This window comes from Sporosarcina saromensis (assembly GCF_033253735.1).
GTDB lineage: Bacteria > Bacillota > Bacilli > Bacillales_A > Planococcaceae > Sporosarcina > Sporosarcina saromensis.
In genome coordinates this window covers 1-20,500 of the sequence record NZ_JAUBDI010000008.1, presented here as the reverse complement: position 1 = coordinate 20,500, position 20,500 = coordinate 1, and the positions used below count along the sequence as shown (strand labels likewise).

The window sequence follows — 20,500 nt, the reverse complement described above, 5'->3', positions numbered from 1 at the left end:
ACTGTCTCTCATGCATTTTTGTTTTGAGAGCCAATTTTCATGAGTGCTATCGTCCTTTTCATTTTATTGCGATAATAATTTTCAAGGAACGATGTATAGATTTCTTTCAGGATGGGTAAAGAGGATACATCACCGCAGAAGTGAACTGGAGGGATTTTGTTATGACAAAACAAGTAATTGGTGTCTATTCGACTGAACACGAAGCAGCTGAAATAGTGGAATCATTAAAAAAGGAAGGTTATACAACTGATGAGATTTCGGTGATTGCTAAACATATTGAAACGCCGGATGCCGTAACACAGGAAATTAAACCGTCAACGAGGGATGGAGCGATTGCAGGAGCTGCAACGGGCGGTGCGATCGGTATGGCAGGCGTTCTAGTTGGGTTATCGACCGTTGTGATTCCGGGATTTGGTGCAGTGTTAGCGGCCGGCCCCATTTTGACAACGTTTGGCGGTGCAGTAATCGGCGCTGGTACAGATGCTGGCGGATTAAAGCACGCATTGCTTGAACTAGGCGTTCCGGATGATGATGCAGAACAGTTTGCAGATGACGTTCAAAATGGAAAAGTGCTTGTGTTGGTTGATCCGAAAAAATGATGGATGTACTCTAACATTGAGTTGTGCATAGTATTCCAAGGTTTGGGTACAAGTAATAGAGACACAAGGATGAAGGGAGTAATTGAAATGGATAAGAACAAACAACCACATGAACAGATGACTGACAAGAATAATAATCTCAGTTCAGCACAAGAAGTACTTTATCAAAAAGACTTCAATAAGGCGGATAAAGCGATAGAGCAAGAGGAAAACGACAAAGATAAAAATAAATAATAGGACGACATTACTAAACCGTGTAGATCAAGTAGGATTCAACTTTGTCTACACGGTTTTTAGTTATGCATTTCAGTCCTCTACAATCCACCTTGCAAATGAGGGATATTATAAAAATAGTCTTCACAAAATACATAGAATAGAATACACTTAATAAAAGTTTGAATAATTCGTTATTTTAATTGATTTCCACGAACATTTGTTTTATTATAATTGTAACGAAATGGAGGGATGTACGTTGGTTACTGTCGTGAAGGAAGATATGGAAGTGTACGGTTCTGAATTACTAGAGCTACGAAATGATTTTGTTTTCAAATCGTTTTTCACAGATGAACGGAACAATCGGTTGCTTCTGCATTTTGTCAATTCAATTTTAGGGGGTACGATTAAGTCTTTACAGTTAATAGATCCCATGAATACGAAAAAGTATGCCGTTGATAAGTTGTCCATCATGGATTTGCGTGCGACGACTGAACTTGGCGAACAAATTAACATAGAAATGCAATTGGAAAGACATACTGCTTTCAACGAACGCATGCTGTATTATTGGGCGAGTTTGTATAGTTCACAAATAAAAAGTACAGATCCATATGGACAGTTAAAAAAAGTAATCCAGATTATCATTTCGGATTTGTTGCCAATTAAAGACATCCATAGTACATTTCAAATTATAGAACCGAAAAAAGGACTTCTCTTTTCTAAGCACTTGGAGATACACGTAATTCAATTGCCAAAAGAACTGCAAAAGCCTCTAGATGATATGAATACGCTCGAAAAATGGCTACTATTTTTTAGAGGAAATCAAAAGATGAAGGAGGAAATCGCGATGGAAAGTTCCGCATACAAAGAAGCATTTGAGGAAATCCGTAAACTCAGCATGGATCCCGAAACGTTCCACCTTGCTCTTAGCAGGGAAATTGCGCTGCGTGACCATATTCAACGGATGGAAGATGCTGAAAAGCTTGGACTTGAAAAAGGGATTGAAAGAGGCATCGAGCAAGGGATTCAGCAAGGCGTTGAAAAAGGGCGTGAAATCGGAATCGCAAAAGGTATCGAGCAAGGCATCGAGCAAGGAAAGGAACAAACCAAAAAGGCGTTTGTTTTGAAAATGCACGATGAATCTCTTCCTTTGGAATTAATTTGTAAGCTTGCTGATTTGACGGCTGAACAGGTACAAAACATCATTGATAACCGAGCAAATCAGTAATATTTTCTGTTAGGAAGCTACTGAGCGTATAAATGAAGAAAGTAACCATCCTACATACTCACTCACATGAGCAAAGGATGGTTATTTTCATTTTTCGTATTTTTATAAGATGTACTTCTACTATTGGCCTTCATTGTTAGTTGACCATCCCCTTGTCGAACAATGTGTCAATCCCTTCTCAACGTTGGTACAATGACTTCTCTCGCTTACTATATTTCAGTCGCCAACTTCCACTTTGCTCATCTCCTCTTCCCATCTACTTTGGAATTCAACCATCCGCACTTCGGACTCCTCATTGCTTTGAATATACGTAAGCACTTCTTCTTGGCTGTACACCCTCCCACCTTTCACAATGCGATGGATGCTTTTCGTATGCTCGATCGCTTCGAGTGGATTCTCATTCAAGATGACGAGATCAGCGATGTACCCTTCTTTAATTGCGCCGATGTTCTCAAGATAGATGGATTGCGCCGCACGGATTGTTGCAGCTTGTAACGTTTCCATTTCAGTTAGGCCAATCTCTCTGAATAGCTCTAACTCTCGATGCAGCGCCATCCCTGGGAACGTGTACAAAAGCGCAGGTGTATCTGTCCCTGCTACAACTGTCCCACCAAGGTCAAAGTAGCTCTTCGTCACAAGTTTCGTAAATGTATGCTGATTACAAAATTGCTGTTTAATACTGTGTACATGTTGTTCCATGCTCTGCCAATGGCTCATCAAAATATCATGTTCTTCAAGTGAACGGGTTACCAGATTTTCCGGTGACCATATGGTAGGATACTGTTTCGCCTGATCGAAGCAGACAAGCGTCGGACAGAGCTTCACTTCATATTGGAGCATCTGTTTACAAAGTTCTTTAATCATCTGCTCGTCAGGATTCTCCCAATCGATATGACTCCATTCTGCTTGATCCGCAGTTGGGTACCATCCGGGATAGAGAGACTGTACAAACCCTGAAGCATGCTCGAACCACGTAACGCCTAGCTCCGCTGCTTCCAACGCACTCACTTTTTGGGAATGAATCAAATCGCAAGCGACTTCCAAATCAAATTTCCGCGCTTCTTCAACGGTTGCCTGTATAACCTCCCGATTTGCCAAGCCATAAATTTTGATGAAGTTAACACCGGTTGCTGCCTGTCTTCGCACTTCCACTCGAGCTTCTTCAGGATCTTCCGTAACAAAATTTCCGTAACTTGTTGGCCCCCATAGCCCCGGTTCGCCGTCAATCATACGATCTGCTGAAAAAACACGAGGCGTTGCTGCATCTAACGGCGCGATGAGCAAATCCTCAATCATCATCACATTACTCGCCGGATTCCGGACAGTTGTCACACCAGACGCTAAGAAATGTGGCGCAAATCTACATTGAATATGACAATGCATATCGATCAAACCTGGAATAATATACATACCGTTCGCATCAATTATCTGAAGGTTTTCTGGCAACCTTTCATCCACCTTATACATCCGCTTAATTTTTGTTCCTTCAATTTCAATTGAGCCGAGGAATGATTCCCCTTTTTCAACATCAATAATCGTCCCATTTTTTATTAGATACTGTTTTGCTTCAGCCATTTCAGCCGCCTCCTCATGTATAATGGAAATATCTTATTTTTATTGTAGAATGAAAGTTTAGAAGGCTTTATCAAATTTTCATATAGTGGAATTGGGGCGAAGTAATGAAAGCATACGGGGAAACACTACGACAGATTCGGGAGCAAAAAGGGCTGACGATGAAGGAATTGGCGGATGGGATTTGCTCGATTTCATTCCTATCGAAATTTGAGCGCGGCGATTCCGATATGACACTTGGGCTGTTCACGGACATATTAGAAAAAATGATGATGAGTTTTGATGAATTTTTGTTTGTGCACAACGAGTTCCAATCGAGCCAACTTGAACAGTTTTTCAGAGCGGTTCACAACGCATACACACAAGGTGATTCGGATGCACTAAGGAAGTTAAAACAGCAGCAAACGAAAAAGTGGCAGCAATTCGGGGTGGAAACCTATCAGTATCATGTGTTAATGCTACATATGTATGAAGGGATCCTTGACAACAAAAGGATGGATGAAGAAGTAACCAAAGAGGACATTCAACGATTAGCAGATTACTTCTTCCGCATTGAAGTATGGGGGCTTTATGAATTCATGCTCTATAATGCGACGCTATTTTTTCTTGAACCGGAAACCGTGCTCCTGCTTTCTCGAACCGCATATGAAAAAAGTATTCGATACAAGGATTTCCAAAAGGTAAATGACGTCATTACGACCATTCTAATGAATTCAATTACGTATCTATTGGGGCCTGTCACTGACTTCACGCACGACACGAGATTTCAAACAGAACTGAACGAGTTCTTTTCCTACCTGCACAAGCTCTCACTACCTGAACACAAATTGTTTGAGCGGGCAAACTTGTTGCAGCTCAAAGGTGCTTATAAATTGCGATTGGGAGAAACAGAACAAGGGATCACGAAGATTCGAAAATCGATTTATCTATTTAGAGAATTAGGTGCTGTTGGGCAAGCGAAGCGGATTGAGAATTATTTGGAGTTGATTTTGGTCTATCAAGAACCGGGTTCACTTTCTACGAGACAATGATGAAATGAAATAGCAGGTTTGGCAATTGGTAACGTACTTTCGACCGTAACTACGAAATCTCCTATCGCAAATATGCAGACTCAAAATACGAATTCGTCATCTCTTTCGAAGACAAATACGGACAGAATTTCCGTGTCATAAAAGACGTCACCCCCTATACGTACCAGCAATACAACGTCGAGACAAGCTACCGATCGCGTACCGCAACGCAAATCCGTATGATGTATTCCTCCGTGGCACTTCGATCGAAGATGCCATTCAACTGTTGTTCACTTGGCAAATACTTGTCTATACCATTATTACGGGCGTAGTCGTTTTTAGCATACTGTTGAAGTATAGGGCGCGGAAGAAAAAACGATAACGATCGATTTGCATCGTCTACTCTGTCACCAATCTAAAATGGCCAGGTTCTTCATTAAACGGAGAAGAACCTGGCCATCTGTAGTTCCTGTCAATCAACCGCAATTTATTCCCGTGTATATACTTGCTCATCGGCGTCCAGCCAATCAAAGAAATCCGTCCGGTTCAAATTAAATGTATAATAAATTTCCTTTACTTCTGGATGGCTGAGGATAATTTGTGTCATTGTATTCAACAACTCGAATTGATCCTGAGATGACGGTACACCTATGATATGCGTAAACGGGACTAGGTCTATAACAGCAGTACCTTTTTGGTCCACGTAAACACCGTAAAGACCATGTTTCAAATCGCTTCCAAATAATTCATTCGAAGGACGACTTCCCTGCATATGTATCCAATTTCAAAACACCTTTAAGAAAATCTCCTGTGTCACATCTTCCGCTGTAGCATGGTCTTTCACATACGTATATGTAAGGCGCTTAAGCTCTTCACCGAATCGCGTCATCAGTTTTTCAATTTGCATATCTTTCGACAGCCCGCACAAATCTTCCTGATCCACACCATACGCCCCCTTTCCCTACCTGTTAGACGACGCTCGGTAACTATCGGTTACAATAAAAAAACCGGGTTTCAAAATGAAGAAAGTTCATCTGTACACCCGGTTGTACTGTATTGAGTTATTCAATGAGTTTTCATGTCCACCCTATCGTACATGTGAACGAATGCACCCTAATTACACATTTACGCTGCCGGCGGACCTTAAATGTTGGATGTGATTTGAATTTTGCTCCCATTGCCGCATTAGCTCGAGTTGACGATTTTTAAGCTCAACATCAGGCTCCGCAATGGCTTCGATTCGATTGAATTTGGTATTGAAGATCGCCGAATCCTTCATCTTTTGATAACCTCCAAATCCCATATCATCATTTAACAACCAGACGACTCGTTGAATCTTTGCAAAAAGAATTCCGCCTGTACACATGGGACATGGCTCCAATGAGCTATAGAGGGTAAAGGCTTTGTTATGTATTTTCGCGTCAAAAATAGCTTCTCCCGCATTTCGGATCGCATCGATTTCTGCATGCGCCGTTGCGTCTTTAGCGGTATGCACTCTATTACGTCCCTTTGCAATCACATTGTATTGATCATCCACAAGAATTGCGCCGACGGGATACGTATTTTGCTGAAGCGCCATCTCTGCCTCTTCCAATGCCATTTGTAAGAAAACCTTATCTCGATCTGTTATCACGTTCGACCACTCCTTTTGATAAATACTTCTACATGAAGAGTTACAATTCCTTCCCACTACTTCTGCTAGACTACAGGGAATCCTAATTTCACTGCAGCATTTCTCTCATCTTTTCAATTTCCTCTTTAGCCAAGTGCGTCACTTCTGCTATGAAATCCACTGGCGTTCCCTTTCTTAACATTTCCACGACCACTTTTTTAACACCTTGTTCCAAACCTTGTTCCAAACCTTGCTCCAAACCCTGTTCCAACCCTTGCTGAACGCCCTTTTCCCATTCCAGATCAAAAGCATTCTTACTTGTCGGGGAAGCGTTTTCCTTATTGTATAGCTCCATTAGCTCCGTCTCCTCTCGAATGATGGGCAGTATGAGAAAAAGCCAGGTTCTAGAACAATCTCTAATTCTAGTAGAACCTGGCACTGTTAGACTACAGGGAATCCTACTTTCACTGCAGCATTTCTCTCATCTTTTCAATTTCCTCTTTAGCCAAGTGCGTCACTTCTGCTATGAAATCCACTGGCGTTCCCTTTCTTAACATTTCCACGACCACTTTTTTTACACCTTGTTCCAAGCCTTGCTCCAAACCCTGTTCCAATCCCTGCTGAACGCCCTTTTCCCATTCCAAATCAAAAGCATTCTTAATTGTCGGGGAAGCGTTTTCCTTATTGTATAGCTCCATTAGCTCCGTCTCCTCTCGAATGATTGGCCGAATTTCGTTTGATAGCTGTTTCGTATAGGCTTCTGGCAATTGTAACAAGTAGTCGATAAAATGAAAAACGGCTTGCACGGCGGTGCGTGAGTAGTTTTGATTCCTGATTAGCTCACGCATTAGTTTACTTTTGAACAGATAGCGTTGATGGGCTTCGTCTTTCGTCTGATGTAAAACTTTTGCTGCTAATACAATCTTGCTAAAAATATTTTCTGAGCGTTCCAATTCATCATTAGAATACGCTTCCGTTCGGTAATTTCGATAGGAATAGTTCAACTCAGTCCCTAAATAATTGTACGTAAAACGTTTTGGAATGGTTTTTTTGTAAGGTGATGTGTGAACAGCGATGGCAACAATCTTTTCTTGATAGCGATCGTATATGCGATAGAAGTAGCGGAACATTCGTTCAGGAAAGTCAGATTCATTCTTGCTTTGGACTTCGATATGGATAAGAATCCATTGTTCCGTACCATTTTTCAGTCGGACTTTCGCCAATCGATCTGCAAATCGCCGACCTTTTTTCTCGTCTGCAATCTCCTGAAACAGTTCCTTGTCCAAAAAATCAGTGTGCTGCTGAAAGTCAATCTGTGCGTGTAATTCCGGTGAAGAAAACAATATAAAATCCTCGAATAAATCACCAATGACTTTCTTCCATAAACCATCTTGATCCAACGAGCCGCCGTCATAAGTCACTTCTTCTTCTCTGACCCACGCCACCGCCATTTTTAACACACCCCCATTTGTATTTTCAGATTACTAAATAAATGATAACACAACAAGAACATACGTTCAAATTATTCATTACAGAAAGAATATGTACACTATTAAGCCCACGTACTTCATTCACGTAATGACGGAGAGTACTATTATTACCAGCCCTATTTTTTTCATTACTATGCATTTAAATGCATTGACTAACTTCTCCCATACACTTAACAATTCTTGTGCCCTGATCAAAACTTATTGCTTCTAGCCATTCGCGCAGGTCCAAGTAAAGAGCATGGAATATTTCTGATACCATGCCTTATTTATATAGCTGATAGCATATTTTTTCATCCAATGTAAAACCAACCATTACTTCAGGCATTGAGTAAAGTCACATACGAAATTCATTTACGTATTCAAACCATAAAACTCTTTGTACTTCTCCTCTAGGGCCATGGTGCTTTGCTGGACCGCCTGAATTTTCGCTCCGTTCTTAATTAACTGCTCCAAATACAGTTCCACTTCAAACGCTGGATCAGTGGTCAGCGCGTTAGCGAGTGGGTGGAAAGGCAAATTGCTGTCCGCCATCAGCTGGTCCACTGTCTGCCCATCCCCTAACTGTACATCGATCTGATAAGATACTTTGTCAACCAACCCTATATTGGTCTGAATCAATTCCCCTTCTTTTATAAACCAAATCGCTTTCGTCATGTCCTCCAAGATATCCAAGTTATGCGTCGAGACGAGAATACCAATCTCTTGTGCGGATAAATCGCGGATCAACTGCTTCAATTCAATGATGCTCGTCGGATCCAGGCCATTGAACGGCTCATCCATCAAAATGACAATCGGCTTGGTTAAAATGGACAAAGCAATGAGCAAATGCTGCCGCATGCCATAGGAATAGGTTTTGACGGGATCGTTTACATAGGAGCGGATGCCGATGCTGTCAATTACCTCTTCAATCGCTGTTTTGTCCAGCCCATAGACATTGGCCACGAACGCCAAATGATCATAGCCCGACAAATGCATATACAAATAATTATCACTCGGCAGGAAGGAAACATATCTGAAAAATTCCGGCGACTGATTCGAAACCCCCTGCACGGATACAGTTCCTTCATCCACCTCTTCCAGCGCAAGGATAGAACGCATGAGCGTCGACTTCCCCGCCCCGTTCGGTCCAACTAGCCCGATAACTTCCCCGGCAGCCAGCTCAAAAGTGACAGCTTGCAGGACAGGTCTTTTTCCATACCTTTTCGTTAACTTCTCCACTTGTAACATAGTTATCACGACACCTTTCCCTTATTTGGAATCAATCCCACTAAGAACAGCACAGTTCCAGCGGCGATAAGTACGAGACAGCCCGTTCCAACATTGACGAGGGGCGACTCCAACAAAATCGATTGCCAGCCATCCACAACATGCCATGTATTGAAATACAAAAATGGATTGAACATCATATATAGAGAAGGATATTGGCTCGCAAACAGATAACCAGCAACTGTAATGAGCAGCGTTGCAATGACAACAGCGTACTGGTTTTTCATCCACCTTCCGATAAAACTAAACAGGCTGTTTAAAAAGAAAATCTGCGCCAAAATGAGAGCCACGCTTTTCAAGACCATTCCTTGCACACTGTCAAATGAAAAATAGACATTGTCGACAGGAGAAAAAAATTGTCCCTCACCACTTTCAGTTTCTTCGATAGCATATGTCGGAATTGGATAATCCGCTTCCCCATACCCGCCTAGCAACCAGCTGACGACGAAGGCAACCCCACCGCTGAACAGGAAGAATAGACAAGCAGTTGCCAGGTTGTATGCCCACTTGCTGACGTAGACCGAGCGGAGGTGGAGCGGTTTCGTTACCAGGAAGTGGACGGTTCGACCCAGCCGATGCTCCTCTGCCAAGCTCACCCATAACACGAAAACAAACAGAGCTAGCACTGACCACACAATATTATGATTCATGTAGAAAAAGGCGGTGAATAGTGCGCTGTGCCCGTATTTTTCATTTTCCTCTTGTACCATTTTTAATAAACTTGCAAGCTCATTGTTAGGCTCCCTGCTTGGATCGTCGAAATTCGATATCCATAATCCTCCAATAGGCCAAGGCTGCATTTCTCTTTCTTTTAACAACTTTTGCTGCTCTTCCGATGCCATTGTTGTTACACTCCATTGATTGGATTCCAATTCTTTGTAAGATTGAGAAGTGCCTGGGCCTAGTGATTTCAAAGTTTCCCTGTAGAGATGATGAAATTCAGGTGTATTTGCTTTCTTTTTAACCTCTTCCAATAACGCAATATCCTTCTCCATAATCTCTGAAAATTTTACGAGAGGAGTCTCATCGGTTGAATCTACTTTTTCTACTTCCTCTTCTTCCTCCATCAATTTGTATTTGAACTGGTTCGAGATGAAAAAACTTTGTAGTTCTTCAATCGCTTTGACGATTTTTCCATCGACCGACTTGTACTGCTGATTCACAAAAATAGAAGTGCCGACACTGATACCGACAAGCAATAGCAGTACAAAGAATATTCGTCCATCGCGTCTTCTTTTCAGATGCTCAAATTGAATAAGCTTTAATTGCGACTTTGGTTGGTAAGGTCTGCGGCCACTTGCCCTACCCTTCATCCGCAGCAACATGCGCTTTGAACGGAAGATTGGATAGGAAGCACCAATTAATATTAATAAGAGCAACAGCATACCCACCAAATAGATGATGAATTGGTTAGACGGGAATAGATTGGCATCATAACCCACTACGAGATGAATGGGGTTCAACACGGAAAAGCCAAGGTGCTCAGCAAGAAGATACAAGCACAAAAGCGGTAAAAAGATGAAGCCTGCTAAGACGCCTAGCGATACACGCTGCTTGCACAGCCAAGATGCCACCACCAATAGCAAGGAGACGAAAATCCCCCAACCAATCGGCAGGTAAAGGAGCCACTTCCATACAGGCACAATCGCCGTATCCCCTCCAATCGCGACCTCTAACGGGTAATAAACGGTCTTCAGATTACCTGTGAAGAGCGGTGGCAGAAAGGCCAGAACCACCGAAAACAAAAGGTAGCCAACCGTGAATAGAAAAAAGGAAAAGACATAGCCGTAATAAATAGCCGGATTCGATAGCGAATTCACCTTGAGAAAGTCAAATGTGCGGTTGCGTTCATCAGTTGTATATTTATAGCAGAACATAAGAAGAAATATAAGTGCCGTCAGTGGATTAAGCAACAGATGTAACAATTGCTTAGTGAAAAGAGCCGTTTTGACTGGGGTCTGCTGCTCAGTAAATGGAAGATCGTGTTTTGCTAAGTCGTTCAATTTATCTTTCTCAATTTCTAAAAGATCTTCATTTTCAAAATGAATAAAATTATATTTTCGATAGTCTAAATACTCATTTATAAATGCCAGGTTGTCTTTTGCGATATCCATATCGCCTTCTGACAACCTTTGAGAAATCCGCTTTACATAGTCCTCTTGCACAAGTAAGCTATCTAGCGCAAATTGCTGATTCTCCGGAAGTCCTACATACCTTTTTTTAATCAATGTTTTGCTAATTAAAAAATCCAAAGATTCCTCCCGTTTGTCAAAAGCCTGCTGCAGTTCATCTTGGGTAGAACTAATCTGAGCATTATTTATGAATAGCAAGGAAGACGTAATCAGTAATATGACAAACGCTAGTAAATAAATATATTTATTTTTCCTTATCCCTTTTGCTACGAACTTGACGACCTCTCTCATCTGTAGCCCTCCCCCGTCAACATGACAATCCAGTCGATTTATTAGCATTTAAATTACTTCATCACTAGGCTTTCAGATTCCATTTTCAATTCGGCTTTAAGTGAGCTGGCGAGCATATTGTATATGCAAGCGCTTCCAATTTTAGTTCCTGTCGTAAACGTTCTTGTTTGATTCGAACACCTAGTATCGTGTCAAACACACTTAGATAGCAGTTACCATATTCTAACATGAATAGTGATGAGACGGAAGGTAACTTTATGAACTACCATTGGTAGATTGGGAATAAAAAAAAGCAACCTCTCGCAAAAGCAAGAAGCTGCCACATTCTTTTACATACGATGAAAACTGATTAGGAAAGTCAATTTTTCAACTCTTCCCCTAAAAGTCCAGATAACCCTAATCGAACAACACGACTTCAATGATTTTCATCGTGTTGTACCTTGCACGAAAGTGGTGCCCGGTTTGAACGCCCACTCTACGCTTTAAGGACAATGACTGTGTAATGAACAATTAAGTCATGCAACCAATGTATATGATTATATAAGAATTACTACGAAGTGATGAAGTCTAACCGACACATTATTCGAAGGCATTTATCAAGCATGTAGAAGTTGCTTACAAAAACAAACTATCCCCCACATTGACATAGTACGCTTTACCATTTTGCGCATCAATTGCGCGAATATGTCCAGTTGTTTCAGTGTAGGACGGAAGGTAGACCACTTCGTAGAACGGCTCTCCGTCTTCATCATACGCTTGTGCTAACGCAATTTCCATGTGCAATTTTTCCAACAACAGTTTTTTCGCTGCCGCTTTGGATAGCTTCGGCTCCGTGCAAATTTGAAGAAGCGATTCTTCCTCCATTGGTTCAATTGAAGCGCTCACAATCCGACCTGATAAAACGCCTACTAGGATGCACGTAACGCTTTCATCGACTGGTACTCCATTCACTTGGTATTGAAAATAGAACGGCACTGTTTCTTCTTCTTCGTTTAGCAGTTCATCCTCCCACTCCTCAAAATCATCTTCATACTCATCGTCTATGAACGCTTCAAGTGGCGTTTCTAACGCATTCGCCACCTCTTCCTTTTGCATAACAAAATGCTCAGACGCTTGTGGGAAGATGGCAAACAGAAAATCCAGCGCACGTTGTTTCAGAAAATCAGTTGTAAGACGTATTGGTTCTCCTTTCCATGGTTCGCCATTGTAAAACACTTTTGGCAAGTTAGTAACTCGATGCGTATGAATTGTGATTAGATTCTCTTCGTAAACTTCAGACATGTCTAGCTCATTGGGTAAATCGATTGAAGGGTGCATAAATTTTTCAATTAACACATCCTCCTCGCTTTGCTCTCCGATTTTTCTATGATGACGTGTCACCCCGATCCATTCATGTAGCGATTTAGTAGGCGGAACACGCATCTCGATAGGTTCTACTTGACCCCCGACTGATACGACGGCTGGCTCTACCCCTGAAGCCGGAATGTCAATCGCATACTCTTTAAGCCCATATAGAAGCCGGTACGTATTATCTCCATTTGCATACAGCTCCGTATCTAACAACTGCACAATCAAATCAAAATCAATGTATGAAGCATACTTTTCTTTCGCCTCTTCAGGGGTAATGATATGCGAAGGATATCGGATTTCCGCTTGTTCATGTGTGTAACTGAATTGAATGACTTGCCCAGTTGGTGAAATGGACAAGGAGAACCCAATGCCTGGCACGTCTATCCCATATCGCTCCTCTTTCGCTCCATAGGAAACGATGAATAAGTCGTTTATATCAATGATCGACTGCAACTGATACGTTTGTAAACCAAGCGGATAAAATTGCGTGATGAAAGCTTCTGCAATTGCTGGCATATCATTACTCGTCAACTCGCCGTTCTTCTCCTCACAAAAATAGGAGAAATTCGATAAACGATTGGATGCAGTAAGGATACACTGGCCTACGACTTCTCCAGTATCCTCTTCAAGAATATCGTAGATTTCACCAGCATCCTCCTCTTCCACTTTCACAAATTGCACGTGTTGTGCCATCCATTCCTGCAAAGCTCTAAAAACCGGTTGCATATGTTTAATCATCCTCTCTGTCATCTAAAAATAAAATCTTTAACTACATCATTTCACTAATTTTCACAGATTACGAGATTAATCGATCCTTGATCAAAGACAATAACGGCTCGCTGATATCTTGATTACTGTATTTATTTCAGAAAATCAAAACGAACAATTTTTCTCTCTCTCTTTAAGTACGAACTCAATTACACAATAAGTACATTATTTCTCAATCCACTCTTGTTCTAAGACACTATATAATAAAGAATCACGCCAGCCATCTCTCAGCAGTAAAACCTCTCGTAATCTGCCTTCTAGCGTCATTCCTACTTTTTCTAACACCCGTGACGAGCCAATGTTTCTTGGATCGCATGTAGCAAAAATCCGATGGAACTTTAATTGACGAAAACCGAAAGTAAGTAAGGCGTTTGCAGTCTCGGTTGCATAGCCTGAGCCCCAATAAGCCGGGTGAATGATATAGCCGATCTCACCAACTCTGTTCGTATGATCCTGTTTAGTAATCTCGCCAGCACCAATCATCTTCCCGTTCTCTCTTAGCAATATGGCAAAAACAAAACGCTCCCTGCTATCCTTCGTAGCATCGCGTAAAACCTGCATTACAAAATCCTTGGAATCTTGTTCTGTGTTCGGTCCCCAAGGCTGATATTGACAAACCTTTTCTTGAGAAGCATAGTGATGAACGTCCACCCAATCCTCTTCTTCCATTTCTCGTAAAAGAACCCGCTTGCTTTTCAACATACCGACCATATACATTTCCCCCTTGTAATGAATTCTAACAATGTGTGCTGACTCCTACTCAGCAACACAACATGAATATAAGTGCTCCATTTGTAAAGCTTACCTAAGTCTTTGATTCACCAGAACCATCAACAATCCCCTAACCAAACCAATCACTCCACCCACTCCGAATGACCGTGTTGTTTACAGCCAAACAAATAACAGCCGCCCTCAGAATGTAATTCAAACTCAAAAACCGGTCGATAGCCTGCCTGCAATTTTGCAAATAGTTGTTGTAGGCCTTTTAGTTCCTCATGCAACTCCTGAACTTTGTCGGCTTTATCCGCTTCAGACCAATGTTCATCGCATATTTCCTGCTTCTCTTCTTCGATTTCAACTTGCTTGTCCTCAACCGCCTGATCGATCACTTGCCGGCAAGCGTGCACATCATGTAAGCGGAATAAAACATACGCATATCGACCGATCACATAAGGCGAAACGAAATAATCTTTCCACTCTTTTTCAAACATGTCCCGCGCTTCTTGCCAGCACTCCAATTCCACATACGCATCTGCCGCTTCGATTGCCCCTAAATAATGAGCAGACTCACTGTTCCACTCGTCAAGTATTGATTTGGCAACAGCCAACTCCCCGTTTCGAATACGCGCGATTACTTCATACCAACGGACGATATCCGAGTCTTCAGCGACTGCATGGAATCCGTCTGCCGCTTGTTGAAAATGGCCCGTATGAAAGTCAGTAACTGCTAAATTATGAATGGCTTCACGTGACGATTCAATAGTAATCGATGTTGTCAACAGTTCCCTTGCACTTTCCCAATCCTTCTCCCCCAACGCAATTTCTCCGAGCATGTTAAACGGAAAGTGACTGTTCGGGCACAGCGCTACAACCTCTTCCAGAAGCGGTTTCGCTCGACGCACATCCTCTTCTTCATACAAGTACATCCACGCCAAATTATTCAACGATTGCACTGTCCGCTTTTCCTTAACCGCCTGCTCAAGCAGTGCAAGCGCTGCATCATATTCATTGATCTCAAATAGTTGAATTGCCTTTTCATTTAGATTAACCGTCATTCTCCTACATCTCCTATTGTAAAATTCACTTTGACCATTGTCGTATCGTCTTCATACATCAGGATATTACACAGTAAACACGCACAGACGCAGTTTTCGTTTGTGCCAAAATCATTGGCAAGCAGCTTAATCTATTAGCCGTAACTAAATTGCTGCCAACCCATAAAGAGAAGTCAGCAGTAACTCCTCTCAAACAATTAAAAGAATACCTGTTATCTATAGCAATTATATCCCTCGTTGAAGTAACCGTATATCAATCGTATAATGAGTAAAACGGGGTGATGCTGATGGAAACTCAATTGACGGAATGATGGGAAAAGTCATGGACAAGCTTACTTCTATTGAATCGGAAATGGCCAGCATGAAGGCTGGAACGACTAGCATTAAGAGTGAAATGTCCAACTTGAAGGCCGAAATGTCTAACATGAAAACCGAAATGAATACAAGATTTGATGCGGTCGATACACGATTAGATGCAGTTGAATCAAAATTAACAGGGGTCGGCCAACATTTCGAAGCGTTATCAAAAAACACGATACAAGACAAAGATAATTTGACGAAAGAACTCAAATACGTTACACATAAAATTAATGCGCTTGACCGGGAATTATTTATGCGCACCAATCCACAATAATCGTTTAGCGTTCATTATATAACAATTTACATGAAAGAAGGGAGCCCATTCAATATGACGGGCTCCCTTCTTTCATTTTATTTCTTTGGTAATCGTGTTGAATTCACTAGTTTCATTCTTTCACAGGCAAAGCAGTTCCTCAAAACAACTCCACCCGTGTTGTAGGTTCTTACGTTGCACTACCGACCAACAAATCACAAGGACGCCCAATGATGTCAATCTTTCCGTCTTTAATCTTCACAATCCGGTCCGCCAGTGCATGCGCATCATTGATATTGTGCGTGACAAATACAGCAGTCGTATTAGCCTTCTTAAGAATGCGCCGAAGATCTTCCCTGATTTTCACTTGAAGATCTGTATCAAGGTTACTAAACGGCTCGTCAAGCAGGATAAGTTCAGGTTCTGGAGCGATTGCCCGTGCAAGAGCAACCCTTTGTTGTTGGCCACCGCTCAATTGATGTGGATAGCGTTTTTCAAAACCCTCCAGTTCAACGAGTTCAAGCACTTCATTTACACGCTTCTGCTTCTCTTTCCGACTCATCTTCGAAAGCCCAAATAATATGTTCTCCTCTACACTCATATGAGGGAATAGCGCATAGTCTTGAAAAACCATCCCAATTCCCCGCTTTTCTGGCTGAATAAAAGTACGCGCATCCATAATTTTTCTACCATTCAATGTGAACGAACCCGCATCCGGCATTTCAAGACCTGCGATCAAGCGTAAAATTGTACTCTTTCCACTTCCGCTTCGACCAAGGATAGAGATGACTTCCCCTTTTTCCACTGTAAATGAAATGCAGTTAACTGCTCTCGTTACTGAATTAGCATACGAAAAACTCAAATCTCGAATGTCGATGAACATATCATTTCGGCTCCTCTCTTAGTAGCTTATGGAAAACAATAATGGCAACTGCGCTGACACCCACAATCAGTAACGAAGCCTGTGAAGCCTCCATGATTTTTTCATCACTTGCATACTGAAATGCTTTCGTTGCAAGCGTGTCATAGTTGAAGGGTCTTAAAATAAGTGTTAACGGAATTTCTTTGAGAATATCGACGAACACAAGGACGAATCCACTAATAATCGCACCCTTCATCATCGGAACGTCGATTTTGAAAAATGTTCGCAATCGGCTAACCCCTAACATGCGAGAAGCGTCATGGAAATCCGTGCCGATTTTATCGAATCCAGCTTCAATCGAATTATATCCAATCGCAAAAAAACGGATGACATACGCACTGATGAGCATGAAAAGACTCACACTTAAGACAAGATCTGCATCCATCCCGAACCACCGATAAACAGGAGCAAAAAAACGATCAAGCGCTATAAATGTCGTAACGACCGCTACCGCGATGACTGCCCCCGGAATTGAATAACCGAGTATGGTCAATTTAGGTAGTACTTTTGCAAATTTATGATGGACGAACCGGCTAAAATTGCCGATGATCAACGAGAATACAATGATCAATGTCGCGCTGAGTGCAGCGACAGAAACAGAGTTTTTCGTATACACGAGAACCTCATCCATCGGCACTTTTCCAAACGTCAAGATCACCCAATCGACCAGCTGAATGACAGGGATTAGAAAGGCAATGCTAAAAATCGTCAAGGTATACATCGTTGCAAAAGCGGCTGACTTCCCTTTCAACTTGACAAGAGGAAGCGGTCTCACTTTTGTCGTTGAATAACTGTATTGTTTACCACCACGTAGTAAACGTTCCACCATTAGAATAAAAATCACAATGCCCATGAGGGAAGCAGCGAGTTTAATGGATGAATCCAAATCACCAAGTCCGAACCACGTCTGAAAAATAGCTGTACTGAACGTTTGAATGCCAAAATACTTAACGACTCCATAATCATTTAACACTTCCAAAATCACGAGACTTACGCCACCAATAATTGAGACGCGTGAAATAGGGACAACTACTTTCAAGAAAACTGCCCACGGCCCTTTCCCGAGGGTACGAGCACTTTCAATTAGCGACGCGGATTGATGAGATAAAAAAATTCTCGTAATCATATATACATACGGATAGAGAAAGATTGTATAAATGAAAATGGCACCTGGCACATTCATGATGTCAAAGAAAGCAGGATTAGGATTGATTTCAAACTGGTTACGGAGTGTCTTTTGAATCACACCCGTGTAATTCAAAATGCCATGATACGTGTAAGCACCGATAAATGGCGGAATTGACAAAGGAAGAATGAGTGCCCACTTCATGAAATTTCTTAGCGGAAAATCATATTGGGCAATTAACCAAGCAAGACTGAGACCAATTATTATCGTAAACAATGCCGTAAATAAAACGAGTGTTAATGAAGATTTTATATAATCTAAGAGCATGTATTCCTTAATATGCGTCCAGTTTTCACTTGCTGGTGAAAAAATGCCGGTTACAATCGAGATATTTGGTATAAATAGCAAGATAATAATAAGTATAGCTCCAATTGTCCACCCATTCACGTTCGCCAAATACCTGTTCATGACAAATCCATCCTTTATCTTTTCCGCAAGAAACCCCTTACCGCAAAAGCGGCAGGGGGCTTACTCTTTTTATTTCCAACCGACTTCGTTAAAGATCATAATCGCTTTCGCGTTGTTCTCTCCAAGCGTTGGCAACGGAATATCTTGTTCTTTGAATTCACCCCAAGATTTTAGGAGCTCAGAAGGTTCAACATCCGGATTCACCGGGTATTCATAATTCGCTGAAGCAAACTCTGCTTGTGCTTCTTCACCCGTAATGAATTCAAGTAATTTCATTGCATTTTCAGCATTTTTCGATCCTTTTACAACGCCTGCACCGCTAATATTCACATGTGCTCCCGTTGTTTCTTGGTTCGGGAAAAACACGCCAAGATTTTCAGCTACTTTCACTTCTTCTGGATCTTGTGAGTTCAGCATTTGACCAAAATAGTATGTGTTCATAATCGCAACATCACCGATTCCAGCAGCAATTGCTTTCGCTTGGTCTCGGTCTCCACCTTCAGGATTACGAGCAAGATTGTTAACAATTCCTTGTGCCCACTCTTTCGCTTGCTCTTCTCCATTTATTTCAATGAAAGAAGCAAGAAGGGACTGGTTATACACACTTTCCGAAGAACGAACAAGAACTCGTCCTTTCCACTGATCTTCCGTAAGGGCTTCATAAGTAGAAAGTTCTTCAGGTTTCACTTTTTCTTTATTATACACTAAAACTCGTGCACGTTTCGTCAATCCTACCCACATATCGTCATGATCTCGGAATTTTTCTGGCACTTGTTTAGCTAAAATGTCACTTGACACCTCTTGAAGCAAGCCATCTTCCTTCGCACGGAAAAGACGTCCAACATCTGCTGTTAAGAAAACGTCTGCTTTCGTTGCAGTACCTTCACGCTTAATGCGCTCAATCAGCTCATCAGCTTCACCTTTGATGACGTTCACTTTAACGCCTGTTTCTTCTTCAAACTTTTTATATAATTCATTATCCACATCATAATGTCTGCTTGTATATAAATTCACTTCACCAGATTGTGCCTCTGGCTCTTTTTTTGTTTCTTCTTTTTTGCCCTCGTTACTTGCACTGCCGCATGCAGATAATACAAGCATCATAGCGACAACAAGAAAAATCATACTTTTCTTCATACCTATTCATCTCCTGACTTCAATTAATTGAAAATGATTCTCAATATCGTTGATAATATAATGAATTTCTAAGCTCGTCAAGAAAAAAATCGAAATATGTTTAACAATGTTTCAATAGCGGAAAACCTTATTGTCAAGAGACCAATCAGAATCGTTATATAGGAATAGCACTTTGTACTTCCTAGCGGTATTTGCGCCTCAACGGAACATACATGTATACAAAGAAAAAAAGAGCGATCCAATACCTTTTACATTCAGATAGGGATCGCCGTTTTTATTGTATTTTTATTCCATCGAGATTAAGAGTACCCTCAAATACCCGCTACGGAAGAAACTATATATCGCTTACCACTTACGGCAATCTGCGCAATCGTCGACTCTTCTCTCCTAATTACTCCGTACTTTCACCTTGCTCATGTACGTCCTTCAGTTGTTGCCGCAAATCATCCAATTGTTCCTTATTCTGATGAACCGTATCCATATGCTCATTTTTCTCCACTGCATTGGCAAAGGCATTTTCTGCTCGTAAAATCGAATTAAAAGCATGTTCGACCGCCATTTCTTCAGGGTTTGACAACGCTTGCTTCACCGAGCGTTCCGCCTTTTCAACAGCATTGCTCAACTGGGAGCTCGGGTGGTTCTTTTTCCAGCTAGGATTCGAATCGTTTGTCACAATCATCATCCCTCCTATTATAGATGGACTTAGTATAGTGACAAAAAGGGATTCTATGCATAGGTGGGTGATTTTCGACGGTGCATGGAGTAGAAACATTCATGTTAATTTAATCATTTTAAACAGGTATTCGAATGAATTTCATAATTACCAGCCTATGTCTCCCAAGGGTTTGTAGACACAAAAAAGGAAGTACCTCCCCAAGTCTTGTATAATGGTAGTCGACGAAAACATTCCATAAAGACTGGAGGGGTA

The 20,500-nt window shown here is 41.5% G+C and carries 19 protein-coding genes; 5 read left to right on the top strand and 14 right to left on the bottom strand.

Features of this window, described 5'->3' with window-relative positions:
- Nucleotides 1–161 precede the first annotated feature (161 nt).
- From QT711_RS09775 to QT711_RS09765, 3 genes are all read left to right on the top strand, one after another.
- Nucleotides 162–599 carry a general stress protein gene (locus QT711_RS09775; protein WP_317943838.1) on the top strand — a complete coding sequence of 146 codons (438 nt, stop codon included), beginning with the start codon at nucleotides 162–164 and terminating at the stop codon, nucleotides 597–599.
- Between the two features lie 87 nt (nucleotides 600–686).
- Nucleotides 687–833, top strand: coding sequence for a YfhE family protein (locus tag QT711_RS09770; RefSeq protein ID WP_317943836.1), 147 nt, complete (start codon nucleotides 687–689; stop codon nucleotides 831–833).
- 238 nt (nucleotides 834–1,071) lie between these two features.
- Entirely contained in the window at nucleotides 1,072–2,040 is a 969-nt protein-coding gene (locus QT711_RS09765; RefSeq protein WP_317943834.1) for an Rpn family recombination-promoting nuclease/putative transposase, read from the top strand.
- A 216-nt stretch (nucleotides 2,041–2,256) separates the two neighbouring features.
- Here the strand turns inward: QT711_RS09765 and QT711_RS09760 are convergent, their stop codons facing one another.
- Nucleotides 2,257–3,615, bottom strand: a complete 1,359-nt coding sequence (locus QT711_RS09760) for an amidohydrolase family protein (RefSeq protein ID WP_317943832.1) — start codon at nucleotides 3,613–3,615, stop codon at nucleotides 2,257–2,259.
- Nucleotides 3,616–3,719: 104 nt separating this feature from the next.
- Between QT711_RS09760 and QT711_RS09755 the strand changes: the two genes are divergently transcribed.
- Nucleotides 3,720–4,643, top strand: coding sequence for an Rgg/GadR/MutR family transcriptional regulator (locus QT711_RS09755; RefSeq protein ID WP_317943830.1), 924 nt, complete (start codon nucleotides 3,720–3,722; stop codon nucleotides 4,641–4,643).
- Between the two features lie 763 nt (nucleotides 4,644–5,406).
- Here the strand turns inward: QT711_RS09755 and QT711_RS09750 are convergent.
- From QT711_RS09750 to QT711_RS09710, 9 genes are all read right to left on the bottom strand, one after another.
- Nucleotides 5,407–5,565, bottom strand: coding sequence for a sigma factor (locus tag QT711_RS09750; RefSeq protein WP_317943828.1), 159 nt, complete (start codon nucleotides 5,563–5,565; stop codon nucleotides 5,407–5,409).
- 174 nt (nucleotides 5,566–5,739) lie between these two features.
- Complete coding sequence (locus QT711_RS09745; protein WP_317943826.1) at nucleotides 5,740–6,255, bottom strand: nucleoside deaminase; 516 nt, start codon at nucleotides 6,253–6,255, stop codon at nucleotides 5,740–5,742.
- 88 nt (nucleotides 6,256–6,343) lie between these two features.
- Nucleotides 6,344–6,589 carry a transposase gene (locus QT711_RS09740; protein ID WP_317943824.1) on the bottom strand — a complete coding sequence of 82 codons (246 nt, stop codon included), beginning with the start codon at nucleotides 6,587–6,589 and terminating at the stop codon, nucleotides 6,344–6,346.
- 109 nt (nucleotides 6,590–6,698) lie between these two features.
- Nucleotides 6,699–7,685, bottom strand: a complete 987-nt coding sequence (locus tag QT711_RS09735) for an Rpn family recombination-promoting nuclease/putative transposase (RefSeq protein WP_317943823.1) — start codon at nucleotides 7,683–7,685, stop codon at nucleotides 6,699–6,701.
- 390 nt (nucleotides 7,686–8,075) lie between these two features.
- Entirely contained in the window at nucleotides 8,076–8,951 is an 876-nt protein-coding gene (locus tag QT711_RS09730; protein ID WP_317944031.1) for an ABC transporter ATP-binding protein, read from the bottom strand.
- A 5-nt stretch (nucleotides 8,952–8,956) separates the two neighbouring features.
- Nucleotides 8,957–11,413 (bottom strand): hypothetical protein, encoded by a 2,457-nt coding sequence (locus QT711_RS09725; RefSeq protein WP_317943821.1) that lies wholly within the window; start codon nucleotides 11,411–11,413, stop codon nucleotides 8,957–8,959.
- Nucleotides 11,414–12,028: 615 nt separating this feature from the next.
- The gene (locus tag QT711_RS09720) at nucleotides 12,029–13,501 is read right to left on the bottom strand and encodes a YcdB/YcdC domain-containing protein (RefSeq protein ID WP_317943819.1); all 1,473 of its coding nucleotides are present in this window, start codon (nucleotides 13,499–13,501) and stop codon (nucleotides 12,029–12,031) included.
- Nucleotides 13,502–13,696: 195 nt separating this feature from the next.
- Nucleotides 13,697–14,242, bottom strand: coding sequence for a GNAT family N-acetyltransferase (locus tag QT711_RS09715; protein ID WP_317943817.1), 546 nt, complete (start codon nucleotides 14,240–14,242; stop codon nucleotides 13,697–13,699).
- 143 nt (nucleotides 14,243–14,385) lie between these two features.
- Nucleotides 14,386–15,306, bottom strand: a complete 921-nt coding sequence (locus tag QT711_RS09710; RefSeq protein ID WP_317943815.1) for a tetratricopeptide repeat protein — start codon at nucleotides 15,304–15,306, stop codon at nucleotides 14,386–14,388.
- Nucleotides 15,307–15,613: 307 nt separating this feature from the next.
- Between QT711_RS09710 and QT711_RS09705 the strand changes: the two genes are divergently transcribed.
- Nucleotides 15,614–15,940, top strand: a complete 327-nt coding sequence (locus QT711_RS09705) for a hypothetical protein (protein WP_317943813.1) — start codon at nucleotides 15,614–15,616, stop codon at nucleotides 15,938–15,940.
- A 169-nt stretch (nucleotides 15,941–16,109) separates the two neighbouring features.
- Here QT711_RS09705 and QT711_RS09700 read toward each other — a convergent pair whose 3' ends face one another.
- From QT711_RS09700 to QT711_RS09685, 4 genes are all read right to left on the bottom strand, one after another.
- On the bottom strand, nucleotides 16,110–16,802 hold the full coding sequence (locus QT711_RS09700) for an ABC transporter ATP-binding protein (RefSeq protein WP_317943811.1): 693 nt from the start codon (nucleotides 16,800–16,802) through the stop codon (nucleotides 16,110–16,112).
- Between the two features lies 1 nt (nucleotide 16,803).
- Nucleotides 16,804–18,435, bottom strand: a complete 1,632-nt coding sequence (locus QT711_RS09695; RefSeq protein WP_317943809.1) for an ABC transporter permease — start codon at nucleotides 18,433–18,435, stop codon at nucleotides 16,804–16,806.
- Nucleotides 18,436–18,504: 69 nt separating this feature from the next.
- Nucleotides 18,505–19,572 carry a Fe(3+) ABC transporter substrate-binding protein gene (locus QT711_RS09690; protein ID WP_317943807.1) on the bottom strand — a complete coding sequence of 356 codons (1,068 nt, stop codon included), beginning with the start codon at nucleotides 19,570–19,572 and terminating at the stop codon, nucleotides 18,505–18,507.
- Nucleotides 19,573–19,963: 391 nt separating this feature from the next.
- Nucleotides 19,964–20,245: a hypothetical protein gene (locus QT711_RS09685; RefSeq protein WP_317943805.1), complete on the bottom strand. Its 282-nt coding sequence runs from the start codon at nucleotides 20,243–20,245 to the stop codon at nucleotides 19,964–19,966.
- Nucleotides 20,246–20,500: the final 255 nt, after the last annotated feature.

Coding starts and splice junctions, on each gene's coding strand:
- QT711_RS09775 (WP_317943838.1), top strand. CDS start 162: ATGACAAAACAAGTAATTGGTGTCTATTCGACTGAACACGAAGCAGCT.
- QT711_RS09770 (WP_317943836.1), top strand. CDS start 687: ATGGATAAGAACAAACAACCACATGAACAGATGACTGACAAGAATAAT.
- QT711_RS09760 (WP_317943832.1), bottom strand. CDS start 3,615: ATGGCTGAAGCAAAACAGTATCTAATAAAAAATGGGACGATTATTGAT.
- QT711_RS09755 (WP_317943830.1), top strand. CDS start 3,720: ATGAAAGCATACGGGGAAACACTACGACAGATTCGGGAGCAAAAAGGG.
- QT711_RS09740 (WP_317943824.1), bottom strand. CDS start 6,589: ATGGAGCTATACAATAAGGAAAACGCTTCCCCGACAAGTAAGAATGCT.
- QT711_RS09735 (WP_317943823.1), bottom strand. CDS start 7,685: ATGGCGGTGGCGTGGGTCAGAGAAGAAGAAGTGACTTATGACGGCGGC.
- QT711_RS09730 (WP_317944031.1), bottom strand. CDS start 8,951: ATGTTACAAGTGGAGAAGTTAACGAAAAGGTATGGAAAAAGACCTGTC.
- QT711_RS09725 (WP_317943821.1), bottom strand. CDS start 11,413: ATGAGAGAGGTCGTCAAGTTCGTAGCAAAAGGGATAAGGAAAAATAAA.
- QT711_RS09720 (WP_317943819.1), bottom strand. CDS start 13,501: ATGATTAAACATATGCAACCGGTTTTTAGAGCTTTGCAGGAATGGATG.
- QT711_RS09715 (WP_317943817.1), bottom strand. CDS start 14,242: ATGGTCGGTATGTTGAAAAGCAAGCGGGTTCTTTTACGAGAAATGGAA.
- QT711_RS09710 (WP_317943815.1), bottom strand. CDS start 15,306: ATGACGGTTAATCTAAATGAAAAGGCAATTCAACTATTTGAGATCAAT.
- QT711_RS09705 (WP_317943813.1), top strand. CDS start 15,614: ATGATGGGAAAAGTCATGGACAAGCTTACTTCTATTGAATCGGAAATG.
- QT711_RS09700 (WP_317943811.1), bottom strand. CDS start 16,802: ATGTTCATCGACATTCGAGATTTGAGTTTTTCGTATGCTAATTCAGTA.
- QT711_RS09695 (WP_317943809.1), bottom strand. CDS start 18,435: ATGAACAGGTATTTGGCGAACGTGAATGGGTGGACAATTGGAGCTATA.
- QT711_RS09690 (WP_317943807.1), bottom strand. CDS start 19,572: ATGAAGAAAAGTATGATTTTTCTTGTTGTCGCTATGATGCTTGTATTA.